Raw genomic sequence first — 19,376 nt, 5'->3', positions numbered from 1 at the left:
ATGAAACAAGTCATTCTAAATAACGGAACCGAAATCCCTGAAATTGGTTTTGGAACCTGGCAAACGACGGAGAGCGTTCAGAAAACTTTAAAATTGGCTTTAGAAGCCGGATACACGCATATTGACACCGCAGATATCTACGGAAACGAAGCCGAAATAGGTGAAGCGATAGAAAAATCTGGGATCGACAGAAAAAATCTTTACATTACAACTAAGATTTGGAACAGCAACAGAAGTACTCAGGGCGTAAAAAAGTCTTTAGAACAATCCCTAAAAAAGCTAAGAACAGATTATCTCGATCTTCTTCTGATTCATTGGCCGGCAAATGCGAAACAATTTGATAACTGGAAAGAGATCAATGCGGAAACGTGGATAGCGATGGAAGAATTATACAAATCTGGCGTTGTGAAGACTATTGGTGTTTGCAATTTTACTAAGTCTCAGTTGGAAGCACTTTTGGAAACAGCAGAAGTCATTCCGGCAGTTAACCAAATCGAATTCCATCCTGGATATACTCAGGAAGAGACGGTAAATTATTCTAAAGAGAATGGGATTGTAATCGAAGCTTGGAGCCCAATTGGTTCCGGAAGATTATTGAAAGATCAGGATCTTAAAAATGTTGCAGATCATTATGGTGTTTCACCTGCTATTTTATGCATTCAGTTTTGTCTGCAATCGGGTGTTGTTGTTTTACCAAAATCAGAAAATCCTGAAAATATTAAAAACAATCTTCATTTTGAAAGATTTAAAATTTCTGAAGATGATATGAAAGCTTTAAAAAATTTAGAACAAACAGGTTTTTCCGGTTTGAATCCAGAAACGGTTGATTTTTAAATCAATTAAATTAAAAAAGAGCAGCTTAAAATTAAACTGCTCTTTTTATTTATTATACAGCTTTTTCTGAATAATATCTTATCTTTTCTACGATTTCTCCAAGGTCAAAAGGTTTTGGAATAAAATCTATGGCGCCGCTTTCTATTGCAGTGTCTCCCAAACCACGGCTGGCAGACATTATCACAACAGGAATATTTTTAAATTCAGCGTGTTGCTTTATCATTTTACATATATCTCGGCCATCTTCTCCGGAAAGCCACATATCCATCAGTATGACATCTGGTTTGGAAGAAGTTGAAAGTGCATTAAACATTTCAGAACCTCTTTCGTAATTGTCCACCTCATAACCTTCCATATTCAGCATCAGTTTAACTGAATCCAAAATGGCTGGGCTATCATCTACGACTACTATTTTTTTTGACATTTGTATATTTTTGTAATAATTAAACAGGTTTATTGATTTTAGGAATCTCGAAACAAAAATCAGATCCTTTACCTTCTACTGAATTTACAAAAATCCTGCCACCAGTTCTTTTTATGATCTCTGATGAAATATAAAGTCCCAGACCAAGTCCCGGAAAGGTATGTTCTTTACTGCCGCTGACTCTGTAGTATTGCTCGAAAACCTTATCTTTTTTGCTTTCAGGAATCCCAATTCCGAAATCTTTCACGGAGAAAAGTATGGTGTTGTTTTCTGTTAACTCGCTTGATATTAGTATTTTATCTGAGTTTGGAGAATATTTTATAGCATTATTGATAAGATTGCTCATTACTTGAGAGATGCGGTGCCTGTCAGTATAAATTTTACCAATAGAATGATCAGAATTTACTTCAATTTTATGTCTTGTACTCATCTGCTGTTCTTCCACTACTTCATTTACCAAGTGCTGAAAATCAAACTCAGAATCATTAAGAAGGATTTTCCCATTCTGGATTTTCGTCACATCCAAAAGGTCATTAATCAGATTATTCAGTTTGTTGATTTGCTCATCCATCTTCAGTGCAACCGTTGCATTGTTATCATCTTCTTTCTTTCTGAGGTTTTTCTCAAGAAATTGCGAATAGAGTTTGAGACTTGTAAGCGGCGTTTTAAGCTCGTGACTCGCAATACCAAGAAAATTATCTTTCTGCTGCTGGAATTGCTTGAATTCATCAATATCTGTACAAGTACCAATCCATTGTATCACTTCGCCATCTTTGTCTTTGATAGGAATTGCTCTGCCCAGATGCCATCTGTAAGCACCATCTTTTGACCGGTCTTTGAATTGATATTCTATCTCATAAGCGCTTTTGGTCTGTCTGCTGGTTTGCCAGATGTCAATTGCTTTTTGCAAATCATCGGGATGAAGGATTTTTTTTGCAGCATTTTCCCGGCTGTCCAGACCTTCGAATCCTGTATAATCATACCATCTTTTGTTGTAGTAATTTATGAAGCCTTCTTTGTCAGCAGTCCATACAATATTAGGGAGACTATCTGCAAGATTTCTGTATTTTTCTTCGTTTTCCTCGATTTGTTTTTTGGCAAGCACAAGATCTGTAACATTCACCGCAAAATTGAGAATTGCATAGACTTCACCTTCTTTATTCCTCAAGGGTTTATAAGAGAAATTATAATAGAAAGTTTCCAGTTTTCCGTCTATTGAAAGCATGACTTGGTCTTCCGTTGCAGAATAAGTTTCTCCGGTTTCAAACACATTTTTCAAGATATGTAAAAATGGCTGACCTTTGAGCTCTGGCAAGGCATCTTCTAATTTTTTTCCGATGACATCCTTTGTTTTACCCCAGGTTTTTAACATAGAATCATTGGCTATATCCACGATGAGATCTATGCCTTTGTACAATCCGATAGAGTAGTCCGATTCTTTAATAAGAGTCTCAAATTTATACTCAGTTTCTGCAAGATTTTTTTCGGCTAAGACCGTTTCTGTAGCATCAGTTGCTACAATGCTTACGCCGAGGATTTCAGTTTCGTCATCGTTGTAAATTGGTGAGTAGATGAAATCAAAATAGCAAGCGGTTTTCTCTCCATTTTTGATAAGATAAGCCAATTCTTTATAGCCTTTGTAGGGAATTCCTGTTTTCTTAACTTCCTTTAAAATATTCAAAAATGGCTGATCTTTGATCTCCGGCAAAGCTTCGATAAGTTTAAGACCAATTACTTCTGGCTCTCTTCCCCAGAGTTCCAATATCTGCGGGTTTGCAACTTTGATTACAAAATCATCCCCCATCAACATAGATAATGCAATGGGAGCCTGAGTAAGTAAAAGAGCAAGAGAGTCTTGAGAAATATTACTTTTGATAAAATTTTTCATTGAGATTAACTTAAAAACTAATTTATTTCAAGAATTTAAATTTATACTATTTACTGAGTTTGCTGTTTCTATAACCGTAAGAAAAATAAACTACCAAGCCTATTACAAGCCAAATGCCAAACCATTTCCAGTTGGAAACTGCCATTCCGGTAAGAAGATAACAGCAGGAAACTAATCCAAGCAAAGGAATTAATGAAAGATTTTTTATAAAAGCCAGACCACTCATCACGATACAAAGAATAAAGAACACAACCATAGAAATATTGGTGGCAAAATGTTCTTTGGAAAATCTAAAAGTATCTGAAAAAAATGACGGAAACAAATATTGAATCACTCCTGCGGAAACTATTACCAAGGCAGGAAAAATGAATTTTGAATTGATGTAAGGGATTCTGAATTTCCCTTTCGTAGCACGTTCTGCTAATTCGGCTTCGCTTTGTGGAGACAGCATCAAAACGCCACCGCAAACGAGTACAAATGCAAACAAAGTCCCAATGCTTGTAAAGTCCAAAACCAAATTTTCATTCGTGAAAAATATAGGCAGTCCAACAACAAGTCCAGTCACAATTGTTGCAAACCCAGGCGTTTTGAATTTAGGATGGATTTCAGCAAATTTCTTAGGCATCAGACCATCTCTTGCCATTGTCATCCAGATTCTTGGCTGTCCCAGTTGGAAAACCAGCATCACACTTGTCATCGCCACAACTGCAGCAATAGATACGATGAAAAGCATCCATTTCACACCTTTCAAAGCGAAAATTTCGGCTAAAGGATCGCTCACGCCAAGCAATTGATAAGAAACCATTCCGGTCAAAACTAAGGCTAAAATGATATAAACAACCGTACAAATTACCAATGAATAAATCATTCCTTTTGGCAGATCACGCTGAGGATTTTTGCTTTCTTCTGCCAAAGTAGAAACAGCATCGAAACCGATATAAGCGAAGAAAACAGCTGAAACGCCGCCCATCACACCGCCGAAACCATTCGGCATAAATGGCGTCCAGTTTTCAATATCCACATAAAAAGCACCAACGATGATGACTAAAACAATAATAGCTAACTTAATGTAAACCATTATATTACTGAAATTTCTGGATTCTTTAGCACCTCTGTAAACCAAATAAGTAATCAAAACATTGATGATAACAGCTGGCAAATCAAAGATAATTCTCAAATTCCCAATTATAGGAGCATTCTTCCACGCCGCAAGTCCTTCATCTCCTTTGCTGCTTGTAAAAGCTTCGTTAGCAGAGAGATAATTAATGGTGAGCCATTCGGGAAGATGAATATGGAATGTTTCAAGCAAATTTGTAAAATAACCACTCCAGGAAAACGCAATGTAAATATTACCAATAGAATATTCCATAATCAAAGCCCAGCCGATGATCCACGCAAAAATTTCTCCGAAAGACACATAAGCATAAGTGTATGCACTCCCCGAAACCGGAACCCTGGATGCAAATTCTGCATAACACATAGCAGTAAATCCACAGGCAATTGCACAAATTACATACAAAATCACCACGCCAGGACCACCGGAAAAACAAGCATTTCCAATCGCGCTGAATGTTCCGCCGCCAATAATAGCTGCAATCCCGAAGAACGTTAAATCCTTGACTGTTAGAACTTTGTTCAGGCTAGAGTGTTCACCATCACCGCCTTGGTTAATAATTGTATTTGTAGATTTCCTTCTGAAAAGTGAGTTTATCAAAGCTTAAATTTTTATGAAAGTAACAAATATAAAGAAAATTTGATGTTTCTGTTAAGAATTTGTTAAATGAAAATTGATTTTAATTAAAAACTTTATAATCGGTTTGAGTTATAATAAAACTTCTGAATTTTAAAAAAAGCGTTTTAAATTCCCCTTAAATAATATCTTTTCCCTATTTTCGTTGAAAATGAATAAACTTTGTTGAAGCCGTTCTTCGACAAACTCAGAATGACATTAATTTTGAAAATCTATATGAATTCAAAAAAAATAATAATCGCTTCGATGTTATCTCTTTACGGGATTTCCGAGGCGCAACAATCTCAATATTTTACAAAGAACGAAGATTATCATTTCGGTTTGGCAGATAATCTCTACCAGACCAAGATCTACAACGCTTCGCAATACGAATATTCCAAACAATATTTTTACAACAAGAATCTCAGCAATTCCAAAAAAGAAGCTTCAGCGTTTTTCAGCAATGTGATCGGCGTGATCCTCCAACAACAATATGCGGAAGAAGGCCTGAACGCTTTTATGAAAGAATATCCGAATTCTGCATATTTTGCGCAGGCCAATGGACCTTTGGCGGATTATTATTTGGCTAAAAAGGATTTTGAGAAAGCGTTGGAAACTTTGCAGAAAGTCAATCAATACCAATTGAGCAAGGAGGAAAACACGCAACATATTATGAAGTTGGGTTACGCCAAGTTTATGACTGGCGATTCTGCCGGCGCGATCGAGGCTTTGGAAGAATCTTTCAAATCGGCAGATGAAACCAGCAAACCTGCGATTTCTTATATGCTCGGACATTTGTATTATGCTGACAAACAGAATGATAATGCCTTCATCTATTTTGACCAGATCAAAAATAATGAAGAATATGCGCATCTCGTGAAGCCGTATTATGTTCAGATGTACTACAACCAGAAGAATTATGACCTTGCGATTTCGGAAGGAAATGAACTTCTTAATAATGGAAAATCAACAAGTTACGATACGGAAATTCATAAGATAGTTGGAGAAAGTTATTTTATGAAAGGTGATTATCAATCAGCTTATCCGCATTTGAAATTATTTTTGGATAAAGAACAAACGCCTTCAGAATCTGACCTTTACGAGATGGGATTTGTTTCCGCTCAGTTAAAGAAAAATGACGAAGCGGTTGGCTATTACAACCAATTGATCAACAGCAATTCTCCGTTGGCGCAAAACGCTTACTACCAATTGGGAAATGCGTATTTGGAAACCGGGAAAAAACAGGAAGCTTTGTCGGCGTATCGTAATTCTTCACAAATGAATTATGACCCGAAAGTTCAGCAATTGGCTTTGGAACAATATGCGAAACTGAGTTACGAACTGGGAAATCCATTTGAAAATTCATCAAAAGTAATCCAAAGATATATTGATAAATATCCGAGCGGTGCAAAAACTCAGGAAATGAGATCGCTTCTCGTGAAATCTTATCTGTATTCCGGAGATTACAAAGCGACTTTAGAAGCGCTCGGGAAGCTCAACCAGAAAACGAACGAGACCAAGAAAATAGAGCAGGAGGTTTCCTATCTTTTGGGTTCTGAGGAATTCAACAAAGGGAATTTTGATGTTGCTGAAACTTATTTCAAACAAAGTCTTCAATCTAATCTCAATAAAGAATTTTACAAGAAAGCGCAATATTGGTTGGGTCAGACTTACTATCAAAAAGGCGATTACAAATCAGCGATTTCGACTTACACAAAACTCGAAAACGAAACGGCAGAAGGTTTCCCGGAACGTGAACAGTTGGATTACGATTTAGGTTACGCTTATTTCAAAGCTAAGGATTTTGCTTCGGCTCAGGAATATTTTAAGGAATATCTGAGATTCCCGAAACAGGAATTCAAAGCGGATGCAGAATTGCGTTTGGCTGATACTTATTATGCTAACAATCAGTTGAATGAAGCTTTGGAGATCTATAATAAAACGGAGAATGCGAGTGATTATACCTTATATCAAAAATCTTTAGCTCTTGGTTTCAAAGGTGATACGGTTGCGAAAATTGCGGAGCTAAAAACCTTAATTTCAAAATATCCAAACTCTGAATATGTTGATGATGCGAACTATGAAATCGGAACGGCTTATGCGCAGAATGACGATTTCAATAATTCAAATTCTTACTTCGATAAAGTAATTCAATCAAGTCCAGACAAAGATCTGGTAGCGAATTCCCAGATTTACAGAGCTCAGAATTACATCGATCAGGATCAAACGGATAAAGCAATCGCTGAATTCCAGCTTTTAGCAAATCAATATAAAAATACAGCGTTTGCAGAGAAAATCGTTTTGGCTTCCAAACCTGCTTTCGTGAAAAAAGGCGACGTTGCCGGTTACGAACAATTTGCAAAAGGTCTTAATGTGAAAGTGGACAGTTCAGAAATCAATGAAATTAATTTTAATCTGGCGCAGGAAAGTTTCAGCAAGAAAGATTACACGAAAGCTGTTTCTTATTACGAGAAATATCTGGATCAAAGTCCAAGTGGCGACAATCTTTTCAAATCTCAATATGAGTTGGGTGAAAGTTATTATCAATTAAAACAAATTGACAAAGCGATGTTGCCGTTGCAAAATGTTGCCGATTTCCAGAATGATTTTCAGCAAGATGCGCAGGTTCGATTGGCTCAGATCTATATTTCGCAGGACAAAATTGCAGATGCGAAAAAATATCTGGAACAAGTTGCCAACTCCACGAATGTGAATATCAAAAACTTCGCTTCGATTGAATTAATGAAAATCTACGCGGACGAAAAGAACTTTGCCGAAGCTGAAAAATACGCGGATGCCGTCATCTCAAATTCTAAAAATTCTGCAGCCACATTGGAACAGGCGAAAGTCATCAAAGCGAGAAGTCTGATGCAACAATCGAAAGATAAAGAGGCGCAAACAGCTTACACAGCTTTAGAAAAATCCTCCAATACAGAAGTTGCGGCGGAAGCTCTTTACGCAAAAGCCCTCTATCAAAACAAAGGAAAAGCCTTCAAATCGTCCAATGAAACGATTTTCAAACTGGCAAACAATTATGCTTCCGAAGAATATTGGGGTGCAAAAGCTTTGGTGATTATGGCGAAAAATTATTTGGCTTTGAAGGACAATTACCAGGCGAGTTACACTTTGGACGAGATCATCAATAATTACGGTGACTTCCCAGAAGTTGTGGCGGAAGCGAAGGAAGTGAAGGCGCAGATCAAGAAGTAAAATAGAATTAAAAAATTAAATGATTAAAAGATTCAAAAATTACTACTGCTAATATTATAATTTTTTAATCATTAAATATAAAAAAATGAACAAACTGAAATATATCGCCGTTCTGGCATTTTTAGGAACTTTCGGAATTTCGGAAATCGGAGCTCAGATCAAAGAAGAGCAACTAATCCTGAACAGAAAACGTGAACCTGAAGTTAAGAAGATCGAGAAGAAGAAAACGTCTGTCATTCAGGAAAAAAATTATCCGCCGGAAAACAAAGAGAAGGAAGATTCTCTCAATCTGAAATACGATATTGTGAATGTTCCGCCGGTTTCTGATTTCAAAACGACCGAAATCCAAAGCGAAGATATTTCTCCAAAATTCAACAATGATTTTCAGTCCAACTATTTCAGATTGGGTTACGGAAATTATGGAAAATTCTTAGCAGATGCGAATATTTCCGGAAAAGTTCAGGAAAATGTAGAAGTAGGAGCGGATGTTCATTATTTATCCACGTCTGGACTTAAGAAAGATTACGATTGGGATTCCAAAAGCAGTCAAGCAAAGATTGGTGCTTATGCGAACATCTATGCGGAAAAAGGCAAGTACAATCTGGACGCGAATTATGGTTTTAATAATTACAATTACTACGGAATCTATGCTTTGACGTCTGAAAATTCTGATTTGGATTTACAGCAAAAAGTCAATAAGTTCAGCGTGAATGCCTCTTATGACCATTATTCCAACGAGATTTTGAATAATGTGAAAGTGAGATCGTATTTCCTTAGCGACCATTTTAATGCGAAAGAAAGTTATGCGAATGTTGAACTTAATTTGTCGAAACACGATTTTGAAATTAGCAATGAAATCATTGCAAACGCAGATTTGGGCATAGATTTGGAAACCGTGAATTCTAAATTTGAATTGCTCAATCAAAATAATTCGAATCAACTGAATTTCACTTTATCGCCAAAAGTCACTTTCTACAAAGGCGAATCTTATTTGTTGATCGGGTCGGATTTCAGTTTTCTTAATTCTAAATTATCAGATATTAATACTCAAAATAAAGGAAGCAAATTCTATTGGTTTCCGCGAGCAGAAGTTTTGGTTGTGGCAGCTGACGAATTCAAATTCTATGGAGGAATCGACGGTGGTTTGAAGCTGAATACCTACGGAAATCTGTTGGAAGAAAATCCATTTTTGATCTCAGATCTGCTTTTGACACCAACTGAAAACAAATACCATTTCTATTTCGGTTTGAAAGGCGACATCAGCCAAATGTTCAAATACGATGTAAACGCAGGTTTCAGCAAAGTGATTAATGCGCAGTTTTTTGTTAATAATGGTTTGTTTGATAACACAATTTCTGTCGAAAGATCAGGATTTGATTACGCAAATACATTTAGTTCAGTTTATGACAGTGGAAATCTGATGGAAATCAAAGGAGATTTGCAGGCTTTCCCGATGGAAAATCTGACTGTGGATGCAGGTTTGCATTTTATGAAATACAAATTGGATAATCTGGAGGAAGTTTATTATAAGCCTTTATTACAATTTAATCTTGGTGCAAAATATACGATGCTGGAGAAAAAACTGGCACTTGGCTTCAAGGGATATTTTGTAACTGACAGAACTTCAAATTCTTATCAGGTGACTCCGAGCGACATTATTTTCAACGGCTATACTTCTACAGAAAATACAAATGAAAAAGTTGGTGGTTATGCTGATATTAATCTTTCGGCAGAGTACAAACTTCACAAAAATTTCAGTATTTTCGCACTCGGAAATAATCTTCTTGGCGCCAAATATCAGAATTACTTGGGCTACAAAGTTTTGGGAGCACAGGTTTTGGCCGGCGTGAAGATTACTTTCTAAACATAATTGCTAAATGATAAATGGATCACTTATCATTTATAAAAGTAGGCTGCGTAGTTCAACTGGATAGAATATCAGATTTCGGCTCTGAGGGTTGGGGGTTCGAATCCCTTCGCGGTCACTCTAAGGGAAAAGTCACTTTTATCAGTGATTTTTCCTTTTTTTTTACTTTGTAAAATGTTGTTAATTAGTAAGATAGATGATAGTGCGGAGTTGAGCTGGGGTGTTCGAAACGTATTTTCTGCAAATTCGAGTTTTTCACTAAAAATCGAACACATTAGTGTTTTTTTTGTGTCATCATCACCTTTAGTATAGATTTGAGAGAGATTTGGTAAAATTTGTAGGGTCTGATGAAGTTTGTTTTTGATGTCAGTATTTGTACGGTTTAACTTTTGATTTTGCAAGTCAATTTCTAGTACGTCAATCTTTTTTTTACTTTCGTTTTTAATTATCTGATAATCTTCAAAATCTAATTTATCCTCCAAGTATTTTTCACGAGCACTTTCTAAACGATTAGTCAAATTTGTAATTTTAGTAGAGATTTCTCTTTTCTGCGCATTGAGATTTTGCTCAATATTTTTAAAATTACTTAGAAGAATTTCTTTTATTAAATTACTAAATCCGACATTAAATTCGAATTTTTTCAACTCTCTTTCGAACGTACAATTAACTAAATCAGAATTGTGTCTGTAACCACATTTAGAATTGCAATGATAATAGTAATAAATATTTTTCTTTCCTTTTGATCCGCTACCTGTAATGTGCCCTCCGCATTTTGGACATTTCAAAAAACCTCTTAAGGGAAAATGATTGTTGGCAATTACTTTTCCTTGTGGTCTTTCTTCCCAAGTTTTTTCACTTAGAACTCTTTGAACTTTGTCGAATAAAGCCTCAGAAATTAAACTTTCGTGCGTCGCATCTACAAGGCAAGCTTCTTCATCTTTATAAGCTTTAATAAATATTTTGCCACAATACATTGGATTTTTGATTGCCCTGTAAAATGATGTACTACTAATGTTTGCTCCTTCCAAAGCATTCATCTTTAACCTGATTTGATTCGTAGTATATTTACCCTTAGCAATCTCATTAAATGCCCAGAGCATATTTGATGCTTCTGGTTCCTTAAGTCCAACATATTTTCTCCCGTCTTCAGTACACTTATTGACGTAGCCATAAGACGCAGTTCCCATTAATCTGCCTTCTTTCTGTGCCCTTCTCATCCCGTAAAAAGTATTCAGAGCTCTGCGGTCATTTTCAACTTCGGGAGCGGCCAGGTAAATTGCTAACATCATCTTATTTTCTGGGACAGACATGTCTAAAGGTTGCTCAATAGCTTGAGGAGATATATTGTTTTTGTTCAGCAACTTAATCATTTGGTAAGCATCGCCAGCATTTCTGCTAAAGCGATCCCACTTTGTAAATAAAACTAAATTTGATTTTAGACCTCTTTTTTTTAGATAATTAATATATTTTGTCCACTCAGGTCTGTTAAAGTTTTTTGCCGAATGATCTTCAAATATTATTTGCCCAATCGTTATTTGATTTTGATTGCAATATTTTTCTAATCTTTCGTGCTGATCTCTTTGTGAATAACCTTTGTCTGCTTGTTCATCGGTTGATACTCTTATATATAAATCTGCTATTAGCATAATGATAGTTTTTACATTAATGTTTTGATTTTTAGGTGAATATAGTATAATTTATCTTAAATTCCAATTAATATTTGGTATAATTCCAATTGGTAAGTAAATCGCACACATATTTTAGTTCAAGTTTGTTATATCGCCATTTATAAACAGATATATTTAGCTTAAATAGAAATTTTATGTGCATATTCAAAGCATTACAAAGCCTTTGGAAAATTTAAAACCAATTATAGAAATATTACAAGCTCTAAATAAAGAACAAGAATTAAATGTTTTACCACGTTGGCTTGGTAGAAATAGGAACATAACTTATAAAAATCAATGGGCTTCTTTTGCGGGCTTAGTAAAAACAACTCAGAAGAAGTTTTTGATAAAATAATTCAAATGAATTTGTACAAATACTTATTAAGTAAAGATAAAGAATGGCTAAAAGAAAATAAAAAATTTCTTAGTGGGGATGCGATTAATTTTCTTGAAGTTATGAGTGACAAGTTTCCCAATGGAGTGTTGGATTTAAATAATTTTGAGTTATCAGATGATAATATTAAAATAATAGAATTTATGTTTGATGAATTAGAAAACCTCATTAATGAACAGAAAAATGAATTAATGAAAATTAAGCAGAGCTACATTAAAGATGAAACATAAAGTTCTAATATATAAAATACTTGATTTATCATTTCATATGTTTACAAATATTAATCTTGCAGATCAAGCAAAAAATATATTCCTCTCACCATTATCAAGATGGTTGTAGCAATAGGATTAAGCAATTTAACATAATAATTTTTATAAACTTCAACCTTCTCTAATTATTCTAATAACAATTTTTATAGTTCGATTTCCGCTCAAGTTTTATCATAGATAGAACTTGATTATAAAAACATATTTTATTGAAATTATTAAAATTCGGCCAGAATATTACATTTTAAATCGCGGAATTTTCAGATGAATGTCGGTGCCTTTTCCTTTATTTGATTGTACGTCGATCTGTATACCTAGTAATAAGCTAATCTTCTTTACAATAGAAAGTCCTAGTCCGCTACCTTTGATATGACGATGATCATTGGCTTCGGATCTGTAAAATTGATCGTAGATTTTATCCAAATCATCAGACAAAATTCCGATACCATGGTCACTCAGCGTACAATAAATCCAATCTCCTTTATTTTCAAGCTGAATGTTTATCTCACCATTATTATTTGAATATTTAACAGCGTTTGAAATGATATTGTCAAAGATAATTGAAAGCATTGATTCATGTGATAAGACAAAATATTCTTTCATGTTTGAATTGTTTATTTTGATGCTTTTGGTATTTATTTTTTCTTTGCTCCTAGTTATTGCTCTGTCAATCAATTGGTTGATTGCGATAGGGAGGAGTTGGAAATTTGTGTCAAAATTTTCGAATCTTGCAAGCATCAGCAACTGACTCACCATCCCATTTATTCTATTAACTTCTTCAATACAAGATTTTATTTTCAAGACATATTCTTCAGTTTCTCGCGGTTTACGAACAAGCAACTCAAGTGTTGTCTGTATAATTGCCAATGGTGTTCGAAGCTCATGAGAGGCATCAGTTGTAAACTGTTGTTCACGAAGAACTGCGTTTTCAATTCTATTGAGAAGTTCGTTAATATTATCAGATAATATATATAGTTCATCTCTATTAGCAGGAAGAGTGATTCTATCTTTAAGATTGTGAGCAGTGATATTTTTGGTTGTCTGCATAATGACAAGGGCTGGACTTATACTTCGACCGGCGATATAACGAGTCAGAAAAAATAGAATGAGCAGGAAGAGAATGTAGGTTATCACTAAAATATACTGTAAACTATTCAAAACACGGTATTGTGGTTTTATCGACATTGCAATAACGGTGTGTCCGAAACTTTGTCCATCCTCTTCAAGTTTGATCTGTATTTGTCTGATTGGCACCGAATCCAATTGAGAATCTATAAATTTTTCTTCGGTAGCCTCTGGATGTAGTATAAGATCTTTTTGCTCAAGATTGGGAGACTTATCAATACTTTTACCATTTTCATTGAATATTTGAATGAACACAGGATTCATATCCATCGTGTTGTGTTCTGATTGCTGCCATTCTTCTTTATGAACGAGTGTTATCTTACCGTTTACCTTCGCACTTTTTTCCCGGTGGACATTTACCTCACGAGTCAGTTCCTCATTAATATCATAATTAACAGTAAAAGCTACTGTAATATAAATTGCAGAGAATATAAGTAGTGTCAAAACGGCAACACCAAATAGATTATAAAGTGATATTCGGTCTTTAAATGATAGATTCAGCATAAATTATTCGTCTTTCGCAATGAAGCCTCGTCCTCTTATTGTTTTTATTCTCTCATCACTTGGGGTAATGCCAAGTTTCTTTCTAATTCCGTTAATAAAAACATCAATAATATTGGCATCATATTCATAATTGATACCCCAAACATGGTGGAGAATTTCTGTACGTGATTTGACAAGCCCTTTATTTTTAACCAAAAATTTTAAGAGTTCATATTCAGTCTGTGTCAGAGGAATTTCAGTTTTATTCCTGAAAACCTGAAACTTTTCAGAAAAGATGGTTATATCACCTAAGTAATAATCTTCTTGTTCTATTGTTCTTGAATACACATTAATTCGCGCAACGAGCTCTTCGAAACTAAAAGGTTTTTTAATGTAATCGTTTGCTCCAGATTCTAAACCATCAATAATATCTCCCAAGGTGTCTCGAGATGTCAGGAAAATGATAGGTGTCTTTTGATTATTTTTTCTAATTCTTTTACAAACCTGCAAGCCCGAAATTTCAGGAAGCATCCAATCCAAAAGGATCAGGTCGAATCTTTTGTTGACTGCTTTAATTAAACCATTATTTCCGTCTTTTGCAGTTTCTATCTGATGACCTTCTTCCGACAGACCTTCCTTAAGAAGTTGCAGCAATTTTTCCTCATCTTCTATTATCAAAATTTTCATTCCTTTATGTATAGCCTATTAAAGAGATATGCTTTTGAAATAAACCTAATTCCTTTGACGTTCATGACAAAAATAATAAATTCTAACACTTCAAAGTTAATTAGTGGTCTGTTTTTAAAATATTATTATCTAAGGTAATCTTGAGTTTGGAATATAAAGCTCCATTTAAAATCCAATGTTTTTAGCTTACATACGATATTATCTATAGTTTTTAAAGAGTATTAAATAAAATGAGTTCCATTATTCATTTTAAAATTATTTTTAGAGCCAAAAGGAATATTACTTTCGATTCTTTGATTTTATGAGAAGTATTATACTGATCGAACGAATAAATAAAATATGCAATTGAATTATTTTCATGCTTTCTTAAGATTTCCTTAAGAATACGACTCTTGTTATTTTGGACGAGTCGAATATGTTAGTTTTGCAGCAGATAAATCGATTTAGTACAGGATTTTATCTAGATAAGTTAAAATTCTATTTGTTTGAGTAGAAAAACAACTCATAAAATGATCATATCTGTTAACTTTTTTTATTTAAAATTTTCTCAGCATGCCTTTAAAACAAGAATTGGAAGACCAGGGAAATTGTCTGTTTAAAAACAGAAGTTTTTTGCCTATTGGTATTTTACTGATAGGGCTGGTTGTTTTTATACAAACTGTATTACTTCAGGAAGAGGCTCAATGTACTATTGATTATGAAATTTTTTGTCTTTCAGTAAGTTTATTAGGTTTAGCTGTCAGAATATATACAGTTGGTTTTACTCCAAACAATACATCAGGAAGAAATACAAAGCAAGGACAGGTCGCAGATCAGCTCAATACATCCGGAATATATAGTATAGTGAGAAATCCTTTATATCTGGGGAATTTTTTCATGTGGCTAGGTTTAGCACTGATGACCACAGAAGTTTGGTTTATTATCTCATTTATTCTTTTTTATTGGATTTATTATGAAAGGATTGTTTTTGCGGAAGAGCAATTTTTAGAAAGAAAATTTGGAGCACAATATACTAACTGGGCAACTGAAGTTCCCGCATTTATTCCTAATTTTTCTCTATTTAAAAATAATGATTTGACTTTCAGTACTAAAAAAGTTCTTTTAAAAGAAAAGAATGGATTATTCGCAATCTTTTTAATTTTTACTGTTTTTGAATTGTTCTCTGAAACGATAAAACAACATGAGCATTACAATATGATTTTTATCGGAGGTTTTATAGTAACTATGTTACTATATGTAGTAATTAAAGTTATTAAAAAAAATCCCTTTACCGATAAAATAAAATCGAATTAGTTTAAAGTACAAACGTTATGCATCAAGAATAAGAGATCAGTTCAGTATTTCTGATCAAATGTTATTCTTCTAAAACTACATTTCTATTAAGCGATTATACACTTCTTAATAAGTCATTTTTTATTGTTGCTTCCGGGAAATATTATCGGTTTGGAGCTTTTGTTAGTGCTTAAAGAATTATGATTAAGAGATAACCTAAGATTATAAAAAAGAAAATATTATTTAGTTCACATTCTGTAGGAGATTAAAAACAATCAACCAATTTTCATTGCTGTTTTAGCTACAATCACAATTCATAGTATACATGTGCCAAATTTTGAATAAAGTTGAAAATTACGTCAACGAATTACTTGATCATTCAGCAAGCAGAAATCTATTGTTTCATAGTTTGGGTCATACAAAAGAAGTAGTAAATGCTGTAAATGAAATTTGCAAGCATTCTAATGTGACTGAAAATGAACTCAATGTTTTAATAGTTGCGGCGTGGTTTCATGATTGCGGATATGTAAAATATTACATTGGACACGAAGAGGAGAGTAGTAGGATTGCAGAATTTTTTCTTACTGGTCTTAACTGTGATAGAGAATTTATCAAACAGGTAATCAAATGTATCAACGCTACAAAATATTCTCACATACCCTCAACGTTGGCAGAAAAAATAATTCGTGACGCAGATATGTATCATCTATGCAAACCTAATTATCATATTTACGAAGAATTATTGAGAAGAGAGCTTGAACTTCATCAGGGTTTTTCTCTAAGTGATAAAGAATGGCAAGTGCAGAACTATGAGTTTTTAAAAAATCATCAGTACCATACAGAATATGGACAAAAAGTATTGAATCACTCCAAAGAAATTAATATGCAAATTGTTAAGGAAAACATTTAACTAAAAACTCCATTTTATAATTATTAACTCATTCATTATTTATACACTACATTAAAATGAAAAAATCAATTTTCGCTTTCTTTTTGAGCTTCACATTTTCTTCAATTTTTGCTCAGTTACCACCAAATTATTACAGCAGTGCCACGGGCCTTACCGGGGCAGCACTTAAAAGTCAATTAAAATCAATTATAACCAATGGTCATATCGATAAAGGATACAATTCATTATTAAATGGTTTTCAAAGTTCAGATAAAGATTATTTTTATGAAAACGACGGAACAGTTTTAGATATGTATTCGGAAAATCCTACCGGTTCAGATCCTTATAACTTTAATCACGGAACTAATACTTGTGGATCCTATTCAAATGAAGGAGATTGTTATAATAGAGAGCACATTATACCGCAAAGCCTTTTCAATCAAAATTTACCGATGAGATCTGATATACATTTTGTAACACCTACAGACGGCAAGGTCAATGGGATGAGATCAAATTATCCTTTTGGAAAGGTTGGCACTGCCTCATTTACCTCTTTAAACGGATCTAAGTTAGGAAGTTCTGTTTCATCAGGATATTCAGGAACTGTTTTTGAACCTATAGATGAATTTAAGGGCGATGTTGCGAGAATGATTTTTTACTTTGTGACCAGATATGAAACACAAATTGCAGGATTCTCCAGTGGGAATATTTTGGGAAACTCTGCATATCCAGGTCTTCAGGTTTGGGAACTAAATCAGTTACTATCGTGGAATACCTTAGATCCAGTCTCATCATTTGAGATTGCAAGAAACAACGCATCCTATGTTTATCAGGGCAATAGAAATCCATACATTGACAATCCCGGTTTTGTAAACTTAGTTTGGGGATCAACGACTATAGATACCCAAGCACCTTCAGCTCCTCTAAATTTGGTGGCAAGTAATCCAACTGCTAACACGATAGCATTGGGTTGGACTGCATCTACTGATAATATTAGTGTTACCGGATATGATGTCTACGTAAATGGAGTCTTAAAAGCTACTGTTTCAGGAATTAACACTACTATACAAAACTTAAATCCAGCAACAACTTACAATTTCTATATTATTGCTAAAGATGCTGCCGGTAATCTTTCAACTCAAAGTAATGTAGCTACAGGAACAACATTAGAAGGATCAACTGGAGGAACAGTAACTTGTGGAACCGAAGATTTTTCAAATATTCCATCTACAAGTACTTCCACATACTCCACACAAACATGGACAAGTAATAATATCATGTGGACTGCGACCGACGCTCGAATTGACGAAACGATTACAGGTAAGGCAATAACCGTTAAGGATGGCAGTTTAACAAGTTCTGCAGTTTCTGGAGGAATTCAAAGCCTTACGGTAAAGACACAATTAAAATATTCAGGAACAGCAAATAACCTAAATGTAGAAATAAACGGAGTGTTGATCGGGACAATTCCTTACAGTAGTACAGTGGCTACAACAACAATTAACAACATTAATATTTTAGGAAGTGTTGTTATCAAATTAATTAATCCTATTTCTGGGAATAGGGTAGCAATTGATGACCTTTCTTGGACTTGTGCAGCATTGTCAGCTGAAGAATCTTCAAAAACTAATATATTTACTATTTATCCAAATCCAGCTAAGAATCAAGAATTATTTATAAGAGGTGAAAATCTTAAGAAATTTACAAATGCAAAGATTTATGATTTTTCAGGTAAACTAATTTTAAATATTCTTAACCCATTTAAATCGTCTAACAAAATTGACATCACAGGTTTTGCAAAAGGCACTTATATGTTGATATTAGATGGTAATTATTCAAAATTTATTGTAGATTAATAACTTCACTACTTTATGACAAAGACCGATTTTATTCGGTCTTTGTCAATTATAGTTCACTTGTAGAGATTCAATATTGGCCTGTTAGCATGTCTTAAATTATATATTGTTATCCTTAAAAACTAATATCAACATGATTTTAAATAACCCAGATCAAAATGTCTTAAAATTATGTAAAGTAAATTTTAAGTGTTAAAAAAAGTTGTTGGTTTAATATTTTCGCTGCATTTATCAGATCTTATTAATTTGTGTTTCGATAAAGAAAAAAAGCTTTGTATGTATCATTCAGCTTTAAATTTTAAATAAACCCAATCTTAAATGTTATGTCAACTTGCGATTCTAATGTTTTTTAAAATTTTAGTAATCTTTTAACTAAAACTCCAATATTATTATTCCTTATTAATACATTTGTTAAAGTAAATTATTTATCTTTGTAACATGAATTTTCTAAGATTGCTTTTTACAGTCTATTTCATGGCATTGTCATTAATGCCATGCATGGATGGTGCAAAGGCGCAGTCAAAAACAGAAAATATATCATATTCCTACACAAAATCTGAGCAAAACGATGCTCATTCAAAAACAGATTCTTGTTCTCCTTTTTGTTATTGTAACTGCTGCAGAATCAGCGTTACTTCCATTAAAATAAAACCTGTTTTAGAATATCGTAAGCAAATAAAAGAGTACTATTCTAAAAAAATTCTTTTTAAAAAGAATGACTTTGCATATTTGGTGTACGATCAGATATGGCAACCCCCTAAAATATAATTTTTATTGAGCAGACG

At 33.9% G+C, this 19,376-nt stretch carries 15 protein-coding genes and 1 tRNA gene; 10 read left to right on the top strand and 6 right to left on the bottom strand.

Translation table 11 applies throughout. The features are described 5' to 3' along the window. Complete coding sequence (locus tag OPU68_RS16495; protein ID WP_498475045.1) at positions 1 to 834, top strand: aldo/keto reductase; 834 nt, start codon at positions 1 to 3, stop codon at positions 832 to 834. Between the two features lie 52 nt (positions 835 to 886). Here the strand turns inward: OPU68_RS16495 and OPU68_RS16490 are convergent, their stop codons facing one another. The 3 genes from OPU68_RS16490 to OPU68_RS16480 are packed head-to-tail and all read right to left on the bottom strand — an operon-like array spanning position 887 to position 4,857. Beyond that, positions 887 to 1,258, bottom strand: coding sequence for a response regulator transcription factor (locus OPU68_RS16490; RefSeq protein ID WP_498475044.1), 372 nt, complete (start codon positions 1,256 to 1,258; stop codon positions 887 to 889). Between the two features lie 19 nt (positions 1,259 to 1,277). Continuing rightward, positions 1,278 to 3,146 carry a PAS domain S-box protein gene (locus OPU68_RS16485; protein ID WP_498475043.1) on the bottom strand — a complete coding sequence of 623 codons (1,869 nt, stop codon included), beginning with the start codon at positions 3,144 to 3,146 and terminating at the stop codon, positions 1,278 to 1,280. A 46-nt stretch (positions 3,147 to 3,192) separates the two neighbouring features. Beyond that, the gene (locus OPU68_RS16480; RefSeq protein WP_498475097.1) at positions 3,193 to 4,857 is read right to left on the bottom strand and encodes an amino acid permease; all 1,665 of its coding nucleotides are present in this window, start codon (positions 4,855 to 4,857) and stop codon (positions 3,193 to 3,195) included. A 255-nt stretch (positions 4,858 to 5,112) separates the two neighbouring features. Here OPU68_RS16480 and OPU68_RS16475 point away from each other — a divergent pair, with 255 nt between their 5' ends. The 3 genes from OPU68_RS16475 (at position 5,113) to OPU68_RS16465 (ending at position 10,070) form a co-directional block, all read left to right on the top strand. Next, the gene (locus tag OPU68_RS16475; protein ID WP_498475042.1) at positions 5,113 to 8,085 is read left to right on the top strand and encodes a tetratricopeptide repeat protein; all 2,973 of its coding nucleotides are present in this window, start codon (positions 5,113 to 5,115) and stop codon (positions 8,083 to 8,085) included. A gap of 85 nt (positions 8,086 to 8,170) precedes the next feature. Then, positions 8,171 to 9,949 carry a TonB-dependent receptor gene (locus OPU68_RS16470; protein ID WP_498475041.1) on the top strand — a complete coding sequence of 593 codons (1,779 nt, stop codon included), beginning with the start codon at positions 8,171 to 8,173 and terminating at the stop codon, positions 9,947 to 9,949. A 47-nt stretch (positions 9,950 to 9,996) separates the two neighbouring features. After that, positions 9,997 to 10,070: transfer RNA gene (locus OPU68_RS16465), tRNA-Arg, on the top strand. On the opposite strand, the gene OPU68_RS16460 is transcribed toward OPU68_RS16465, so the two are convergent. Then, positions 10,024 to 11,598, bottom strand: coding sequence for a recombinase family protein (locus tag OPU68_RS16460; RefSeq protein ID WP_086048187.1), 1,575 nt, complete (start codon positions 11,596 to 11,598; stop codon positions 10,024 to 10,026). The genes OPU68_RS16465 and OPU68_RS16460 overlap by 47 nt on opposite strands. A 205-nt stretch (positions 11,599 to 11,803) precedes the next feature. On the opposite strand from OPU68_RS16460, the gene OPU68_RS16455 reads away from it, so the two are divergent. Together OPU68_RS16455 and OPU68_RS16450 are read left to right on the top strand one after the other, a co-directional pair. Then, positions 11,804 to 11,974: a hypothetical protein gene (locus tag OPU68_RS16455; RefSeq protein ID WP_165596598.1), complete on the top strand. Its 171-nt coding sequence runs from the start codon at positions 11,804 to 11,806 to the stop codon at positions 11,972 to 11,974. A gap of 5 nt (positions 11,975 to 11,979) precedes the next feature. Continuing rightward, the gene (locus OPU68_RS16450; RefSeq protein WP_063970316.1) at positions 11,980 to 12,243 is read left to right on the top strand and encodes a hypothetical protein; all 264 of its coding nucleotides are present in this window, start codon (positions 11,980 to 11,982) and stop codon (positions 12,241 to 12,243) included. 273 nt (positions 12,244 to 12,516) lie between these two features. On the opposite strand, the gene OPU68_RS16445 is transcribed toward OPU68_RS16450, so the two are convergent. Further along, entirely contained in the window at positions 12,517 to 13,908 is a 1,392-nt protein-coding gene (locus tag OPU68_RS16445; protein ID WP_063970317.1) for a sensor histidine kinase, read from the bottom strand. Between the two features lie 3 nt (positions 13,909 to 13,911). Further along, entirely contained in the window at positions 13,912 to 14,574 is a 663-nt protein-coding gene (locus OPU68_RS16440; RefSeq protein WP_063970318.1) for a response regulator transcription factor, read from the bottom strand. 552 nt (positions 14,575 to 15,126) lie between these two features. Between OPU68_RS16440 and OPU68_RS16435 the strand changes: the two genes are divergently transcribed. The 4 genes from OPU68_RS16435 (at position 15,127) to OPU68_RS16420 (ending at position 19,359) form a co-directional block, all read left to right on the top strand. Next, positions 15,127 to 15,867, top strand: a complete 741-nt coding sequence (locus OPU68_RS16435) for a methyltransferase family protein (RefSeq protein ID WP_498475040.1) — start codon at positions 15,127 to 15,129, stop codon at positions 15,865 to 15,867. A gap of 316 nt (positions 15,868 to 16,183) precedes the next feature. Further along, positions 16,184 to 16,756 (top strand): HD domain-containing protein, encoded by a 573-nt coding sequence (locus OPU68_RS16430; RefSeq protein ID WP_165596599.1) that lies wholly within the window; start codon positions 16,184 to 16,186, stop codon positions 16,754 to 16,756. 56 nt (positions 16,757 to 16,812) lie between these two features. Beyond that, positions 16,813 to 18,591 carry an endonuclease gene (locus OPU68_RS16425; RefSeq protein ID WP_028123470.1) on the top strand — a complete coding sequence of 593 codons (1,779 nt, stop codon included), beginning with the start codon at positions 16,813 to 16,815 and terminating at the stop codon, positions 18,589 to 18,591. Positions 18,592 to 19,029: 438 nt separating this feature from the next. After that, the gene (locus OPU68_RS16420; RefSeq protein WP_051259706.1) at positions 19,030 to 19,359 is read left to right on the top strand and encodes a DUF6660 family protein; all 330 of its coding nucleotides are present in this window, start codon (positions 19,030 to 19,032) and stop codon (positions 19,357 to 19,359) included. Positions 19,360 to 19,376: the final 17 nt, after the last annotated feature.

The organism is Chryseobacterium sp. TB1-D10 (assembly GCF_059803555.1).
The sequence above is the reverse complement of the archived record's forward strand: the minus strand, read 5'-3'. Positions and strand labels throughout refer to the sequence as shown.